This window comes from Vibrio diabolicus, from assembly GCF_011801455.1.
Taxonomy (GTDB): domain Bacteria; phylum Pseudomonadota; class Gammaproteobacteria; order Enterobacterales; family Vibrionaceae; genus Vibrio; species Vibrio diabolicus.
Genome location: NZ_CP042452.1, coordinates 1,244,949 through 1,261,153, shown reverse-complemented (window position 1 = coordinate 1,261,153; position 16,205 = coordinate 1,244,949). Strand labels below are relative to the sequence as shown.

Genomic DNA, 16,205 nt, shown 5'->3' with positions numbered 1-16,205 from the left:
CTGCAGTGACGTTACACAAATCAAACTAGACAATGAGTAATCATATGCATAATTGATAATAATTCGCATACTCAGAAACATGATCAATAACTAAGCTTTATTGAAATTGAAATGCAAAGATTCATTTAGATTTAGAGCAAAATCCCTAAAATAGAATAATTCTACACACCTGGCTTATTGCCTGTTATATGCACTATTCTTACCGATAATTTACGCAATAAAAACCTAACTATCCTTTCATCGGTCATGACTCAAATTGGTTGATAGATGTTAATATAGCCACCTGGTTTCTGATGTTTTTTAACTCATGGCTACTATCTAAGTTCAATGTCGTCTCTGTAATAAAACAGAGCCCGTCCGTGAACATGGAAAAGGGCATTCTGGCTTTCCTCGTTTCAGGTGTATCGAATGTCGAAAGGGCTTTCAACTCGATTAAGTTTACGAAGCCCGCAAGCCAGATGTAAAAGAAAAAATTGTCGATATGTCAATGAATAGCTCTGGAGTTAGGGAAACAGCACAAGTGTTGAATGTCTCATACAACACGGTATTGAGCACTTTAAAAAATCTCGCCAAGGTAAGTAACCTCAATACCTTTCGATAGAGCAAATATCAGACTAATTTGTAAACTTGAAAGGCTAGCTGCATTGGTTGAGGAATATGAGGAAAACACTTCCCCATTTAAGAACTGCAACACACCTTTGCCCCTTTGTGTGTCAGTGGCACCCAACTTAAAAAACTAGAGCGAAGCGGTTTGACCTACTTTTTCTTATCTGAGCAATGGGGGCTCGCCAACTGTGTTTATGGAGCTTATGAGCGTTTGCAGGGTCGTGAATCTTTATGTGTAAGGTCATAGATAAAGTCACAATGAGCAGTCTATACCGTCATATTAATGATAGAGGGTAATTTGCTGCATTGTGCAACAAGAGGCACAGTGAGTTGTTCGCTAATGCTCTGATTGACAGTGGCTTATTAGTGCTGCGTTACTAATTGGTAGGGGTAATAGGCGGTAGGATTCGAGTGGGAAAGGCGGCTTGTTGCTGTATATAAAGAGTTAGACTTTTACAGAGCATTATACTCTACTAGGCTCTTATCGTGGTTTATGGTAATTAGGAGATATAGGATGGCTGCGAGTAATGAATGGCAAGAGCAACATTTGACACCCAAAGGTTGGGTTACTGGGAATGCCAAGTATGACAATGGATATAAGGACAGCCCAACTCCAGAAGACGTAGTGTTGACTGTCAGGAAATCTATGTATCTCGGAAGTTCTCACGGGAAACCTCACATAGATTTGGAAGAAACGTTTCGTAGTAAGGATAGTGTTCTCGTTCAGGAGCTGTTGGATCAATTTGGTGAACCTACTTTTGGAGTGTAACAAAAGTAAAAGTCTAACAATCTGTTTAAGAGTGATTCGCAACACTTGGCATTTTTGCTATGCGTTGCGTTTTGTGTTTAAGGTGGTATGCAGTAGCATCGGTATTGCGTTGCTCACACCTCAACAGGGTGTTAGTCAAATAGCAGACACAAGGAGGAAAGTATGTGTGTTAGTAAATGGTGGGGGGTTGATGATTTTCACGGAGAGAAAATTAGCCCTAAGGAAAAGTTTAACAATACACTGAAGGCTTCAGCAAAATGTAGGTTTATCGCTAGTGATAGGCTTAAAAGGCTTGCTTTCTCAACTTCATATGCAACCACCATACTTTCGCTAGTTATGATTCTTCTATCATTATTGCAGGTTGGTGGAGTTAGCTTTAAGTACTCAATGGAATTATTTACGTCAGTTCAGATATTTCTGACAATTTGCATACTTGTTTACTCTGTTATTAACACTCAAGCTAAGTATGCAGTCCGTGCTGAGAAGCTCAATGACTGTGGCAATAAGATATTACAGTTACAGAGAAGCGTAGAAGAAAAAATCTGCAATTCTGAAGACTTTGATTTGAGCAAGTATCGTGCTCTGTATGATGAAATTGAAGTTGACTCTGAAAACCATGCCATGTCTGATTTTTATTTTGCCAAGCTTCGATTAAAAAGTATATACAGAGTAACTGGATTACGAAGATATCTACTTCGGCTAAATGCTATTTTTAGAGCCTCGTTGGAATATTTAGATATGGCTATCTTATATTTATTAGTGTTATGTATTTTAAGTGAGCTGTTAACAGGAACAGCTCCAGTTAAAATTCTCGGGTCAATTGGATAACAAATTGCTTAAGTTGACAGCTAACGTTCGGCATTTTTGGTTTGGTTGAGCTGAGTGATTACATGGCTTTGCTCAGGTGTTGTGTTCGTTAGCTGCAACTTGGCAAGGCGTTATACAGCAAGGAGAGTACAGTGATAGATAAGCCATTTAGGAGAACGTGTAGGATCTTTTCTGACGGCTCATATGCTAACTCGGGAAAAGGTGAGTATATCAAACATCCCTTGTATGCTAACTCACCAGCTCAGTACATTCGAGCTTATCTGGTATTGCAAAAAGATCTAATAGCACTATTAGATTATGTTGAGCCCTCTGCTCAAAACTTACAAACTCATTCCTTCCGTATCCATGAGCTGTTAATGAGGTTTTGCGTAGAAATAGAGGCAAACTGTACGGCTATTTTAAAAGAAAATGGTTATAAGGTGTATGGACGTAATTTGAATATGGGGGATTATAAAAAAATAGAACAAAGTCACTTCTTATCTAAGTACGAAGTTATGGTACCTAATTGGCATGGCGAGCAAGGGATCAGAACTCCTTTCCTTAAATGGGCTAAAGGTGGAGGGTTAGATTGGTATCAAGTATATAACAGTACTAAGCATGACCGACATGGTAACTTTCATCAGGCTACATTTAACACTCTGATCGATGCAGCCTGTGGACTGTGTGCCTTGATTTCTGCACAATTCTGGACATATAGCTTTACCTCCTCAGACTACCTTATAACTGTTTCAGGAGATGAAATTGATGGTTTTGAGTCTGCTATAGGTGATTTTTTCAGAGTGAAATTTCCCGCAAATGTTCCACCTGATGAAGTGTATGAATTCAATTCGAGTGATATTGATACAAGCAAAGATATCTTTGAGGAGTTTCAATACATATAGAGCGTATAACAAACGTTTAAGGTTTCAAGATACTTTTTCTAATCTGACCAAAATGGTTTAGACCAGCACACCTAAAACGTTTCTGTCCAGAGGTTTGCTGATAGTGCATGAAATACGGAATTGCCCCATTCCTTACCAGTAACCTTCTACCTCACAAATAACAGTGAGGTGGTTTGACCTACTTCTTCTAATCAGCATAGTGTCTATGAAAGTGGGGTCTTACCAACTTAGCCAACTAGTTCGAATAGGCCGTCTTATTTCTATTTTTTAACCTACCGAAGAAACGTGTTCTCTGTTAGAGTCACCGTCAACTACGCTATTGAATAAAGACACCCACAGATCGCATGTCATTGATGGATTTTTATTCACCCTTAGAACTCATTTTAGGAATCCCTAGTGACTAACAACGAAATTTTACGTCGTATCCAACACGCGTTAAACCTTAAGAACGCGCAGATAATGAAAGCTTTCGGGCAGGCCGAAGTCACTGTGGCTCACGATAAAGTAGCAAACTGGTTAAAAGATGAAAGCGACAAATCTTGCGTTAAGATGAAGGATCAAGAGTTAGCGGTATTCTTAAATGGCTTTATTAACCTCAAGCGAGGAAAAAAAGACGGCGAGCAACCTAAGCCAGAAGTCACGTTGACCAACAACATGATTCTCATGAAGCTGCGCATTGCGCTAGACATGAAAGCAGAAGATGTGTTGGACGTATTAGAAGTGGTTGGGATTAGTTTAAGTAAATACGAAATTGGTGCGTATTTCCGCAAGCCAAACAACAAAAACTACAAACAGTGTGAAGACCAACTGCTGTGCGACTTCTTAAATGGTGTGCAGTTTACCAATCGTCCCGATTCTGAAGAGTTTACTGGGTAATTTTTATCTCGAATCGAACGTGGTAATTGATTAAAAAAGCGAGAACCATTTTATTTGGCTACTCGCTTTTATCATGTTAAAGACCGATATTAGAGCTTCACAATCACGTCTACTCTTTGTCTTTCTTCAGTAGATACCTATCAAACCACGCTGAAATCTGGTCGGCTTTTAGAATCAAGACACACACCGCCCCCTATGACCCTACCAAGATAAACTCAAGCTAAAACCTTAAGCCAGTTAGGGGCCACTATTCTGGTCAAGATGTTCCAGACATCTTGTAGTGATTAACTAAAACTGGCCACGTATATAGAGTTTTTCCATACTTTTGGTCATGCGTGCAGAGTCACGACTGACGCCATTGGTAACACGAATTTGCCCCAAAGTGAGTTAGAACGAAAATACACCTCATTCTGCTTGTCGGTTTTTTCTACTAAAAATAATGGACAAGCAAAAGATCTGTCCCCCCTGCGCTTTTTTGATGAATGCCTATGAACACACCTTTTTCTATTCAATATATTGATTAACAGGCTTATAGTTGTCGGAGTACCATTCTGTTTTGTAAGGAATTTTGCATACATGTCAGTTGAATTAGTTAAAGAGCAAGTTCGAAGGTTCCTTTCCACCGATACTCCCGAAGTACTAGCTATCAAAGGCGATTGGGGGGTCGGTAAGACTTATAGTTGGAAGCAGTACATCGAAGAGTTCAAAATCGAATGCGCTTTAAAATCATACTCCTACGTTTCATTGTTTGGGATTAATTCTATTGCTGAGCTAAAGCAAACTACGTTCTTAAACACTATTGATACAAATCGAATTGGAGAAGCGCCAAACATCAAAGGCTATTCAAAGAAAGTTGCTGACTTGGTGAAGGATACAAAAATTCCCTATGTGAGTAAGTATGTTGGAGGTATTGGCAGTCTTATTGATTCAGTTTCTCAGCTGGCGATGAACAAGACAATAATTTGCTTTGATGATTTAGAGCGTCATAGCAAGGGAATCACTATCAAAGACTTCATGGGGTTAGTTTCTTTCTTCAAGGAGCAAAAAGGTTGCAAGGTTGTCTTGTTGCTTAATGAGGAAGCTGGTGACGATACTTTCAAAGATTACAGGAAGTACAAAGAGAAAATCGTAGATAGACAACTTCACTTCGAACCAACCGCTGAACAGTGCTTCGATATAATGTTTGCTGACGACTTCGAGTTTAGAGATTATGTTCGTGATTGCTGTATTGGATTGAACATCAAAAACAAACGAGTCATCAGAAAGATAGTGGAGCACACAAATGAGTTTTTGGAGCTTGTTGATGGCTTCGATGAAAGCATCAAGAAGCAAGTGATTCACTCCACTATATTGCTCAGTTGGTGTTACTACTGCCATGGTGCTGATGAGGTGCACATTCCAGAGTTTGCGTTTGTAAACCAATCAGGGACTAGAAAGGAAAACGAAGAATCGGGATGGACGAAAGAAATAACCGATCGTTGGAATATGACGCTAAATCGATATGGTTACAGATATACCGATGAAATCGACTTGGCTGTTGCTCGTGGTATTGAGCAAGGTTTTCTTGACAAAGAAAAGTTGATTCCTCTTTGTAGACATAAGCAGAAAGAGTTAGAAATTCAACATGCTAGTGCTAAATGGGATGAGGCTTGGAAGCTTTTTCATGGCTCATTCGATTCTAACGAAGAAGAGGTTGCTGAAGCAATGGAAGCGGGTATGAGGGATATCGCACGCACAACATCATGCTCACAATATGCCACTGGTTTAGCTTTGCTAAGAACTTTGGGGAAAAATGAGAAAGCTGATGAGCTTATTGAACTCTTCATCGAATCTAGAAAAGATAATCCAGAAGTGTTTAATATCGATAGCATAGATGCAAATCCTTTTGGTATTAAAGATAAGAAGTTCGCAGAAAAGCTAAGGAAGCAGTACCTAGAGTTAAAACCTGAACCAACGGTTATGGATATTCTTGAGTTGAGGAAAGGCTCTAATAGCTATAACTCGTCAGAAGTTGAAGTGCTGAATAAGCTTTCTCAGGAGCAGTTTGTTGAGCTATTCAAAGGATTTAAGGGGGAAGACCTAACATCATATATCAGAGCCTGTATGTTACTATCCTCTGGTAGCCAAGAGCTAGCTGAGAAGATTGGTGGAGCTATAAATGAAATAGGAGAGTCTAGCCCATTGAACGAATATCGAATGGGTAAATTCCGAATTCGATAATTTTTGGAGAGCTATTCGAGCTTTACTACTCCATAATTTAGCTAATCCTGAACTATCTAAATTAGGTATTTCACTGACTCACTTTTGTCCAAAAGCTTGCTGGCGTAGTTCAAAGCAGACACTTGCTTTGGGTTACTCGACTCCGAGTAACTTTATTGCTATGTTTCGCAAAATATATGGAGAATCTCCTGCGCGTTATTTTTCCAGATGCCGTGCAGAGTAATGTATTGATCGGCTGGGGTAAAAATGAAAACCAAAATAATAATGTCGTTTCTACTCGCTTCATTGTGTGTCAGTGTCAGCGCCAGTACGAATGAGCCGAAATACCATTCTGCGCTAACAGTCAAAACGGTATTCAGTGAAGACAGAGACAAGCCTGTAGAAGTCTACTACTGGTATCCCACAACGAACGGGAAAACCAACTTCACGTTTGGTAGGGGTAACATTTTTAAATCAGTCGAAACGCAGTTAGATGCCCCTTTAGCAAGTGGAAAATTTCCCGTTGTGCTTTTGTCGCAGGGCGGAACACGGTCAGCATTTTCTCATAGTGGTTGGATAGCTTCAGGCCTAGCGAAACAAGGTTATATCGTTGTTGTACCAAAGCCTCCTGCACCAAACGAAATCAATGCAGAAATGGCTGTTGATGAAATCACTTTCAGGACTAGTGATTTGGTGCTTGGGCTGAACGAATTAAGTTCGGTCGGGATACTGTCCGGAGGTGTAGATACTGATGAAGTGCAGGGTGTTGGCTTTTTTCTGGGTGGCACATCTATGCTGATGCTCTCCGGAGCGCAAATAAGCCCGGAAAAATATCGAACATCGTGTCACAACGTCACCAATGTAGACTGTCATTGGTTACGTGAAAATAACGTTGATATTACCAACATCCCGGATCAAAAATTCCCCCGATTTCAGTCTGAAAGCAAACTGAAATCGGTCGTCGTTATCAACCCTGAGCTAACGAAAACTTTTGTCCCTGAAACTCTGGCCTTGATGAACAATGCTATCACCGTGGTGACGCTTTCTGATCGGCTACATCCCGCACTGACACCAGCCGAATCACTTGTTGCTCTTCCCAATGTGACATTTCAAGAGATTCCCAGTGCGAGTCAGTTTAGTGCGTTCGCAGAATGTACTGAGCGTGGCATTAAAATTCTCGCATCAGAAGGGGAGGAAGCACTTTGCCAGGAGCGTGACGAGGTTTCCAGAAAGGACAATCATCAGCAAATTTTGGATGTAATTCTGGCTAGGTTAACAAAGTCATAAGAGTGCAACAATGCGGAGCTTTCTTACACATTGTGTGCTTGGACCAGCAAAGCGAGGAGTAAGTTTTTCAGGCTTGTCCCCACACCATATTACAAGACCTACTAATGACGGTATTATTTGCCCTAATGGAGTACTTGTACCAGCATTTTAAAACTTAGAAGAACACACAAAATACCAACGATTTTCTTAAGAACTTTATTTGGGAAATACTCTGCGCAACGCACGCCGAGGCTAGTAGTTAAGTAGCTACTAATGGAGAAGCTGATCATTGCAGGAAGATATATGTATCCTAATACTAAGTTGTTCCAATCTGTATTTTCCCATCCGTTTAACATGTAACCGAGGCTTCCTGATAGCGCGATAGGGAAACCTATCGCAGCAGAGGTGCCAATAGCTCGTTTTACCTCAAAATTTTGCTGGACAAGATAGGGGATGATCAACCCCGCACCGCTTATAGAGACAAGTGCTGATACAGAGCCAATCACCGAGCCTACAGTGATATTACCGATAGCCCCATGTGGGTTCGGGTTGTACTCATTCTCAGTGTTGAGAAACATCTTATAAGCTACATACAACATGAATACGCTGAAAAAACCTGCCAGATAGACCCCCTGTAGATACGATGCCACGAATGTGGCGCAAAATGTTCCGACTAGAACTCCGCTCAACATTTTTACTACCATTGTCGAGTCTACATTCTCTTTTTTGTAGTGAGCGCGCATGCTGCCCAATGTTGTAATAATCATCGAAGCCATTGATGTCCCTAACGCAAGATGGACCACTTCTGTATCAGCTATTCCCTGTAGTGAAAACAGAAACGCAAAAATAGGGACGGCCATTCCACCACCACCCACACCAACGAGTCCAGCGAGAAAGCCAATGCCCAAGCCTGCTGTAATGTAATAGATAATAAAGATAGGTTCGTTCATGATGGTTCTGCCTTCGATAAAATGGTCGTTGCTAAAATGTTACTCGAACGCTAACTTGCTATGGTAACGTTAAGAGGACAGAAAATAATGAATAATGGCCAAAATGGAATTGAGTAAATAAAGTGACAAACTCTGATTACAGCGAATGGAAAAATGGCGCCGCACTGATCGCTAAGGAGTGGCAGCATGAAAGGAGCGACTTCAACCATTTGGATCAACGGCCACATAATTGGCACAGCCATCATCGAGGCCAGTTACTGTGTATAGATGAAGGGCTAATTCAGGTCAAAACCGATGAAGGAACGTGGATACTACCACCTCACCGAGCTGGTTGGATCCCCCCGGGTGCGATGCACAGTGTTTATTTTTGTGGTTCTCTGAAAGGTCGTTCATTACTGTTTACTCCAGAGAGTTGTGAGCGGTTTCCAATGAGACCTTGTGTGATCCAAATGAGCGATGTGTTGAAAGCCCTATCGGTTAGAGCATCGATATGGAGCAAAACAGACGATCTATCCATACAGTCTTTACGTATTCTTGCCGTAATATCCGATGAAATCGTCAATAGCCCTCATGAGTCACTCCACATCCCACTGCCCAGAGATCCGAGACTGCAAAAAGTTACTCAAGCGATTTTAATAGACCCAAACAGCAAACATTCTGTGGAGCATTGGGCAAATATCGGGGCAGTCTCATCTCGGACGTTAAGACGATTGATTCGAAGTGAGTTAAACATGAGTTTTAGTGAATGGCGGCAACAAGCACTGCTAATACATTCGTTAGAAATGATGGCTCGCGGAGAATCCGTAGGAGCGGTTGCACATGCTTTGGGTTATTCGACGCCCAGTAACTTTATCGCGATGTTTCGTCGGGTCTATGGCGATTCACCCACGCGTTACTTTTCGAGTCGTGGCATATAGGTGCCAAGAGCTTACCTAAATTAGGTTTGTTATTATGTACTGAGGTTTTGCATACATTTACTCACTCAACATAAGCAAGTGCTTCTAGCTTCTTTCTGCCCAATGAGCTGAAATCAATTTCGAAGTGGATAATAGAGTTCAAGATTTTAAAATACTTAATCTAATGGAAGGCAAGACCTCACTTCTACGGCTATTGATAGCTTAAAGGGGGAGACTGTTCATTCCTATGTTTTAAATGTACTTCAAAATTACCCGTTCAACTTGTGCCATACAGGCTCTTTATCGTCTCCCTCAACCACACGATTTTAGGGTTCTGGTTATTGCGCTTGTGCCAAATCATAGTAAATGGAATCAGTAGCTTGTGCTGATAGTCTTCGGTAATTGGGATAGGCAACGCTATTAAGTTGGGGTGAAGCTGTTCGCAGTATCGCTGACAATACTTTGGTGCTGTGGTTAACATTTGATGGTCGGGCTTTTCTGCAACAAATAAAGCTTGCTCGAAACTCGCCATCGTTAGGCTAACGTTTCGAGTATATCCCTGTTCAGCCAAGATCTCATCCAATGCCCAACTGTCATTTTTCTCCCATGCTACATTGATGTGGGCATAGCTTAAGAAAGTATCCAAATTCCACTCTTGCTTGAGCGCAGGATGATCTTTGCGGACATACACCATAGGTAAATCTGAAAACAGCACTTCGAAATTAATAAAATACGGGAGCAGTTCTAACGACTCTTTGGAGCGAGGATGGCTTTCACGGCCAGTAAAACCAATATCCACTTCACCGATGGTAATGGCGTCTAACGAGTCGTAATCCCAGTTATGGAACTTTACCGTTGAGTCTGGATAAAAATCATGGATTCGTTTGGTCAGTTCATCCGCCATGATGAGTGACAATGGCGACTCTACTCCAAGATGAAATTTAACCCCGCTTGGCGCATCATCACCTCGGTGTGAAACAATCTGGTTACCGATCTGCATCCAGTCTGACAAAAGCACTTGCACGTTTGTCGCGAGATTTGTTGGCTTTAGGCCTTGCGGCGTATTCACAAAAAGCGGGTCATCAAACCAAGCGCGCAATTTGCCTAAAGACTTACTCACGGTTGAGGGAGTTACATTAAGTTTTTTCGCCGTTTTAGTAACACTCTGCTCTTGCAGTAGCAATTGCAGAGTGAGCAGTAAATTAAGATCAAGTCGGGCAAGAGATTTCTTCATGAGGCTCACTAACGTTCTGATTTGGAAATAATAATATTATGGAGAGTCCAATAACGCTACTAGCAACCAACGCTATCATTAACATCATCACAGCCGACACACCTAACGCCGCCATCAACCAAATGTAAAGTGCAGACCAAGAAACCTGACCTATGCCAAGCATAGAGCTTGCAAGTCCAGCTTTGCGTGAGAATTGGCTTAACGCTTGACTCATCGCCACACCAAACCCCATAGGGAAACTCATGCTGAGCAGAGTGAATCCTACCATATAAAGTGTCGGACTATCGCTATTCAAGTGAGCCGCGAGAATAACGATAGCCGACAGGAAATTGGTCATTTGTGCAGCGAACATCAATGTGGTTTGTTTGAAGTAAGACAAAGCAAATGGTACTGAAAACGATGTTGCCATACCTACCATTGCGAGTAGTGCCATCGTGGTTGAGTAATCGCCTCGAGTAAAGCCAATCGAATCCATTATTATCATTGGTGACGTATTTACATAAGAGAGAATCGCTGTGACGCCTAAAGATGTGTAAATAACGCGCGATATAAAAAAACGGTTATATAGTGATTCGTTCGAATCTTCACTCACATCTAAAAGTGTGCGCTTGGTTTTAGGCAAGGTTTCTTTTAAGACAAAGCAAGCAATTAAGCCTATCGCAATACCCATCATCGCCATGGCAGTGAATAACACGGGCCACGGAAACTTGATCATAATCAGATTGCCGATCACGGGGGCAAGTACTGGGATAGAACAGATAATTCCATTGAGCATCGATAGAACCTTAGCTCGCTTTGGGTCACCTAAAGTGTCGCGCAAAATGGCGAAGGCCACTACATAGCAACATGCGGCACCTACACCTTGAAAGAAGCGCATTATTAGGAAGCTATTACTGGTCTCAGCAGAGCCCGCGAACATTGATGCAAGGGTAAAAATCACTGCACCGCAAATGGCAACAGGTTTACGTCCAAAACAATCAGCAGCTCGCCCAACAAAAACCATAGTCGATGCTAGACCAGCAAGGTAAATAGAAAAAGCAATATGAAGCTGTGATTCGCTCGCAGACAGGTCAGTGGCGATTTGTGGTAAAGCAACCAAGTAGAGATCTATTGCCGTAGGATAAAGCAACACAAAGGCGAAGCTACATATCAGATATCGGGGCAAATTAATTTGTTCCATTACTACCTCGTGAAGGAATTGGGCTTACGAGGATGATATGCAACATTACTCATCTTGGCGCGTTACCTTTCTGACAACAGGTATTTCCATATACGACAACAGTAACGATTGTGGCTATAGCAGTTAAACTTGCCCTAAGAAGAACCGTGGTATCGTGCGAAAGTAATCTATACAACCGAGTCCACAACATTAGCTAAATAGATAACGATGGACATTAGTGAGCTGGAGTTTTCTCAAGCTATATTAAGCTCTCAACACCGAAGGTTTAGATAGTATGATTAAGCCTTTCAAGCGGAGCTGGTCTGTCTCTGCAACCTTAATTTTTCCAAGATACAATGTGTTTTGGCTTTACAGGAGTCAGACTGGCCTGGCTTCTTTTTCCAGTGTTCGTCGCGAACGCTACCATCGTGAGGGTTATAGAAACCATTAACTCATTTTAGTGAAAGGAAATTCCTGCTCCCTACAGTGCTTCTCTCACCAGTCTTCTGTTTGGCTCATTATCTCTAACATCCAGACGCGAAATAGCATAAGATACACGGCCTTTACTAGCACTGAGCCACTCATCGTAATGACAGATAAAACACAGCAAGCGACATTTGCCGATCTTGGCCTGACTCCAACCTTAGTCGAGCGACTAGAAGCGTTAGAATACAGCCAACCGACGCCCATTCAATCTCATACCATTCCTTATATCCTTGAAGGGAAAGACATTGTTGGCGGTGCCAATACGGGCTCTGGTAAAACCGCTGCTTTTTCGCTGCCAATTCTGCAAAAAATTGTTCAGCAAGACGAAACAAATCATCGCCGTGGTAACTTCGTTTCTCACCTGATTTTAGTTCCAACTCGTGAGCTGGCATCACAGGTGGCATACAACGTCAAATCTTACTCATACCATCTTAGAGATAAGATCAAAACGGTTGCCGTATTTGGTGGTGTATCGGTGAACCCACAAATGCTGGCGCTTCGTGGTGGCTGTGACATTATCGTAGCTACGCCGGGTCGATTACTTGATCTGGTATCCAGTAACGCGATTAAGTTGGACCAAGTAAAAACGCTCGTGCTCGATGAAGCTGACCGTATGTTGAGCCTCGGATTTACCGAAGAACTTAATAAGATTCTTGCGTTACTGCCAGAGAAGAAACAGACGCTGCTATTTTCTGCTACTTTCCCTGATAAAGTCACGACGCTGTCTCAGCACTTGCTCCGCGACCCTGTTGAAGTTCAGTTGCAGAGCGCAGAAGCCAGCACTTTGGTGCAACGCGTGTTTAGTGTAAATAAAGGTGAGAAAACGGCGGTACTTGCGCACTTAATCAAACAGCATCAGTGGCGACAGACTTTGATTTTTGTGAATGCTAAGAATGCCTGTAACCATTTAGCTCAAAAACTGTCAAAACGCGGTATTACTGCTGAAGTTTTCCATGGTGATAAAGGGCAGGGCGCTCGTACTCGTGTACTTGACGGTTTTAAGTCTGGCGAGATTCAAGTTCTTATTGCTACCGAGATCGCAGCGCGTGGCCTTGATATTGAAAAGCTGCCAGTGGTGATTAACTTCGATCTTCCACGTAGTCCTGCTGACTATATGCATCGAATAGGGCGTAGTGGTCGTGCTGGTGAAGTGGGTCTAGGGTTATCTCTTATCGATTACGATGACTACCACCATTTCAAAGTGATAGAAAAGAAAAATAAGTTCCAACTTGAACGCGAGCAGGTAGTAGGTTTTGAAGTGGAAGACGATCAGAGTGAAGCCTACTTTTTACCAATGAAGCCGCGAGCAAAGCCGGCAGGTACGGGTAAAAAGAAGAAAAAGCGTAGTCAATAGAATACGTAAACAACCTGTGAGTTTACTTACGGGAGGCGCTGGAGAAGGGTGCGCACTAGCTTGAGTATTCGCTTCTAGCCATTTCTTTAAAGAACAATAGAGCCTTGCTGGAGCTACCAGTAGGGCTCTATTGCTTTTCAAGGTTATGTACTATCGACGCGTCGGACGTCCACGAGGTGAGCGTTTTTTAAATGCGGATGCAGCTTTAGCTTGTGACTTGAGGATAGAGTCAACGGTTAGCGGCATTGGCTCTTTAGGTTCAAGACCATGAGGGAACGTACGAGCTCTCGGTGGTAAATCATATTCTTCTTCACTTGCGCGTGGCATGCGCTTAAAGCGATAAAGGTAAAAGTTTTCTAATTTTTCTCTCGCCCATTCGGTCTTCTTTAAATACTTCACACTACTTGCAATCGAAGGCTTAGTGTTAAAGCAATTAAAGCGCATTGCTGTATCTAGAATGTCCCAGCCATAAAAATCCACCAACTCTTGCAACATAGTTTCTAGCTTTAACCCGTGCAGAGGGTTGTTTCGTTGCAGTTCGATTCTTTCTTCGTCAGTCATCATTTTAGGGGCCTTACTCATCAAAGGGTGGAGTTTAGCAAAGTATACATTACAGAGATATCTATAGTTAGGCAGCGATGGTTTGGATTGCAACTCGATTTGATGTTGTTGGTACGTACTTGCATGAGCACAATTAACCATTTACCTGTGTGAATTCAGATATGTTTTTCTACCTTGAAAAGCACAGGTGGAGTTGCGACTGTTCCTCTTCTTGAATTGCTGTTCAAAAACTCTCACTAAAGATCAGCGTACTCTAATGTGATGTTAAATCTTTGTGTAATAAGTGAGATTTTTGTTGTCCTTTTACTAATGTCTAATATTCCTACCGATAGCAACACATGCTTAATAGGTTCAAATCAAAAATTAGCCATACCACTTTCTTGGTGTGGCCTCGATGTTTGATGTGGGTGTTGTCTCGTATTGGTCTGTATACCAAGCGAAACTCTAGTTGGCATAGTTCAACGTTGAAATATAACAAAGGATAGCTCAATGTCTGACTCAAGTAAGACCTTTTACAGGGATGTGCGCAAAAAACCGCATGAATTTGAAAGTCGTGAAGACTTTCTAAACCATGATTTAACCATCATGAGCTTTCGTCGCTGGGGTATTCATTTGCCATCACGTGATTACAGTATTGAAATCGAAGACTGGGTGCCTGCATTAGCCGCAACCATTGGTAAAGTGGTGATGGTCACCGCTATGGTTGCTGCCTTTGCTGCTCAGTTCGGTTTATCTCCGGAGTTCGTTGCAGAAAACGTGCGTTACGAATTGCTTATCGCGGGTGCTCTGTTCGTTATTTTGTTTTCTGCCATCCTAAACCCGAATGCAAACTTAGCCGGTACCCACGGCCCAATGATACCGTTGATTCCCATGATTGCTGCCGCAGGAGGGCATCCTCTGGCGCTTGGCTTGATGGTATGTGCTTTTGGCTTAATTCTCGCTTTGACTAAAGGCGGTTCTAAACTCATGACCTTGACTGGCATTGGAGTTCGAGGAGGGTTATTGATCTACCTAGGCGCTGTTGGGTTGCTCGGACAAATTAATAAGACTGAGGCGTGGGCTGCAAGTACAGACCAAGGTTACATTTCGTTTGTTGTCATTGGTCTAACGGTTATGGTTTATGCCTACCTAGCTAAGATCAACAAGCGTTGGTTGGCAATCCCACTGTGCTCTGCACTCGCGGGTATTGTTGCTTATTTGATGGGCGCTGAGTTTGCTTTTACCACAGAACCGGGCCTGCCTAATTTCAGTCCATTCTACTGGTGGGGTGAAGATACAGGCTGGCAACTAGGTTGGCCAACCTTAGAGCACTTTATTGCCGTGACTCCATTTGCGCTACTGGCAGTCGCTATGTGGTCCCCTGATTATCTCGGCCATCGTGTATTCCAAGAACTTAACTACCCAAAAGAAGCGAAAGGCGTACTCATGGATGTCGACGACACGATGGTCGGAGCGTCTGTTCGTCAGGGGGTTGGCTCACTCTTAGGGGGCGGTAACTTAGCTTCTTCTTGGGGGACGTACATGATTCCAGCCGCAATTGCTAAACGTCCTATTCCAGGTGGCGCACTGTTAACGGGTTTCATGTGTATTGCCGCGGCGGTAATTGGTTACCCTATGGATCTAGCGATGTGGGAGCCTGTTCTGCGTGTTGCTTTGATTGTCGGTGTATTCTTACCGCTTTTAGAAGCGGGTATGCAGATGATCCACAAGCATAAAGATTCACTCAGTGCCGGTATCTGTATTTTTGCCTGTGCATTCGTTAATCCAGTCTTTGGCTGGGCAATCACGATGCTGCTGGATAACCTTGGACTTATCGGCGACCATGAGCGTGCCAACGAACTCTCGAGAAAAGATAAATACCTGATTCCTGGTACTGCATTTATCGTCTGTGCAGGCTCGCTTGCTGTCGTTGGTCAACTTCCGGGCATTCCTGCTCTGATCGGTTAATCGAATTATGCTCTAAAGGCATAGTTGGAGTGGTGAGTGAGAGGGCTTTCTCAAGCTATGCCTATTTCTCAAAAGTAAAAGGTTTGAACTGTGTAGTTAAGCCTTTAAAGCGCATGTAGGGAAAGTAAGGCGCAAACAAAAAGCTACCTAGTAATAGGTAGCTTTTTGTATAGACAGTTAGCCTACGAAGTAG

The 16,205-nt window shown here is 42.5% G+C and carries 13 protein-coding genes and 1 pseudogene; 10 read left to right on the top strand and 4 right to left on the bottom strand.

The genetic code is table 11. From position 1 onward, the window contains the following. Positions 1-325: 325 nt before the first annotated feature. From FR741_RS23670 to FR741_RS20820, 7 genes and pseudogenes are all read left to right on the top strand, one after another. Positions 326-632: pseudogene (locus tag FR741_RS23670) on the top strand (IS1-like element transposase); the annotation flags it as partial. Between the two features lie 488 nt (positions 633-1,120). Continuing rightward, positions 1,121-1,375: a hypothetical protein gene (locus tag FR741_RS20850; protein WP_167427621.1), complete on the top strand. Its 255-nt coding sequence runs from the start codon at positions 1,121-1,123 to the stop codon at positions 1,373-1,375. A 162-nt stretch (positions 1,376-1,537) separates the two neighbouring features. After that, positions 1,538-2,203, top strand: coding sequence for an SLATT domain-containing protein (locus tag FR741_RS20840; RefSeq protein ID WP_167427620.1), 666 nt, complete (start codon positions 1,538-1,540; stop codon positions 2,201-2,203). Positions 2,204-2,334: 131 nt separating this feature from the next. Beyond that, the gene (locus tag FR741_RS20835) at positions 2,335-3,084 is read left to right on the top strand and encodes a hypothetical protein (RefSeq protein ID WP_167427619.1); all 750 of its coding nucleotides are present in this window, start codon (positions 2,335-2,337) and stop codon (positions 3,082-3,084) included. Positions 3,085-3,480: 396 nt separating this feature from the next. Then, positions 3,481-3,960 carry a YehS family protein gene (locus tag FR741_RS20830; protein ID WP_015728478.1) on the top strand — a complete coding sequence of 160 codons (480 nt, stop codon included), beginning with the start codon at positions 3,481-3,483 and terminating at the stop codon, positions 3,958-3,960. A gap of 576 nt (positions 3,961-4,536) precedes the next feature. Then, positions 4,537-6,180, top strand: a complete 1,644-nt coding sequence (locus FR741_RS20825; protein ID WP_108678927.1) for a P-loop NTPase family protein — start codon at positions 4,537-4,539, stop codon at positions 6,178-6,180. 264 nt (positions 6,181-6,444) lie between these two features. Further along, positions 6,445-7,446: an alpha/beta hydrolase family protein gene (locus FR741_RS20820; protein ID WP_233059812.1), complete on the top strand. Its 1,002-nt coding sequence runs from the start codon at positions 6,445-6,447 to the stop codon at positions 7,444-7,446. Between the two features lie 122 nt (positions 7,447-7,568). On the opposite strand, the gene FR741_RS20815 is transcribed toward FR741_RS20820, so the two are convergent. Further along, positions 7,569-8,375, bottom strand: coding sequence for a sulfite exporter TauE/SafE family protein (locus FR741_RS20815; protein ID WP_104972747.1), 807 nt, complete (start codon positions 8,373-8,375; stop codon positions 7,569-7,571). 122 nt (positions 8,376-8,497) lie between these two features. On the opposite strand from FR741_RS20815, the gene FR741_RS20810 reads away from it, so the two are divergent. Continuing rightward, the gene (locus tag FR741_RS20810) at positions 8,498-9,292 is read left to right on the top strand and encodes an AraC family transcriptional regulator (protein ID WP_104972746.1); all 795 of its coding nucleotides are present in this window, start codon (positions 8,498-8,500) and stop codon (positions 9,290-9,292) included. Positions 9,293-9,548: 256 nt separating this feature from the next. Here the strand turns inward: FR741_RS20810 and yidZ are convergent, their stop codons facing one another. Next, on the bottom strand, positions 9,549-10,505 hold the full coding sequence (gene yidZ / locus FR741_RS20805; protein ID WP_167427617.1) for an HTH-type transcriptional regulator YidZ: 957 nt from the start codon (positions 10,503-10,505) through the stop codon (positions 9,549-9,551). Then, positions 10,480-11,685 carry an MFS transporter gene (locus FR741_RS20800; protein ID WP_167427616.1) on the bottom strand — a complete coding sequence of 402 codons (1,206 nt, stop codon included), beginning with the start codon at positions 11,683-11,685 and terminating at the stop codon, positions 10,480-10,482. Before FR741_RS20800 ends, yidZ begins: the two co-directional genes overlap by 26 nt. Before the next feature lie 568 nt (positions 11,686-12,253). Between FR741_RS20800 and FR741_RS20795 the strand changes: the two genes are divergently transcribed. Then, a complete protein-coding gene (locus FR741_RS20795) occupies positions 12,254-13,504 on the top strand; it encodes a DEAD/DEAH box helicase (protein WP_167427615.1) in 1,251 nt (416 codons plus the stop codon). A gap of 150 nt (positions 13,505-13,654) precedes the next feature. On the opposite strand, the gene FR741_RS20790 is transcribed toward FR741_RS20795, so the two are convergent. Beyond that, positions 13,655-14,068: a VF530 family protein gene (locus FR741_RS20790; RefSeq protein WP_005391068.1), complete on the bottom strand. Its 414-nt coding sequence runs from the start codon at positions 14,066-14,068 to the stop codon at positions 13,655-13,657. 486 nt (positions 14,069-14,554) lie between these two features. On the opposite strand from FR741_RS20790, the gene FR741_RS20785 reads away from it, so the two are divergent. Next, positions 14,555-16,012, top strand: a complete 1,458-nt coding sequence (locus FR741_RS20785; protein ID WP_005391067.1) for a DUF3360 domain-containing protein — start codon at positions 14,555-14,557, stop codon at positions 16,010-16,012. The last annotated feature ends 193 nt before the right edge of the window (positions 16,013-16,205 follow it).

Excerpts from the sequence above, each read along its gene's own strand:
- FR741_RS20850 (WP_167427621.1), top strand. The coding sequence starts at position 1,121 with ATGGCTGCGAGTAATGAATGGCAAGAGCAACATTTGACACCCAAAGGT.
- FR741_RS20785 (WP_005391067.1), top strand. The coding sequence starts at position 14,555 with ATGTCTGACTCAAGTAAGACCTTTTACAGGGATGTGCGCAAAAAACCG.
- FR741_RS20815 (WP_104972747.1), bottom strand. The coding sequence starts at position 8,375 with ATGAACGAACCTATCTTTATTATCTATTACATTACAGCAGGCTTGGGC.
- FR741_RS20790 (WP_005391068.1), bottom strand. The coding sequence starts at position 14,068 with ATGATGACTGACGAAGAAAGAATCGAACTGCAACGAAACAACCCTCTG.
- FR741_RS20800 (WP_167427616.1), bottom strand. The coding sequence starts at position 11,685 with ATGGAACAAATTAATTTGCCCCGATATCTGATATGTAGCTTCGCCTTT.
- FR741_RS20820 (WP_233059812.1), top strand. The coding sequence starts at position 6,445 with ATGTCGTTTCTACTCGCTTCATTGTGTGTCAGTGTCAGCGCCAGTACG.
- yidZ (WP_167427617.1), bottom strand. The coding sequence starts at position 10,505 with ATGAAGAAATCTCTTGCCCGACTTGATCTTAATTTACTGCTCACTCTG.
- FR741_RS20840 (WP_167427620.1), top strand. The coding sequence starts at position 1,538 with ATGTGTGTTAGTAAATGGTGGGGGGTTGATGATTTTCACGGAGAGAAA.
- FR741_RS20795 (WP_167427615.1), top strand. The coding sequence starts at position 12,254 with ATGACAGATAAAACACAGCAAGCGACATTTGCCGATCTTGGCCTGACT.
- FR741_RS20825 (WP_108678927.1), top strand. The coding sequence starts at position 4,537 with ATGTCAGTTGAATTAGTTAAAGAGCAAGTTCGAAGGTTCCTTTCCACC.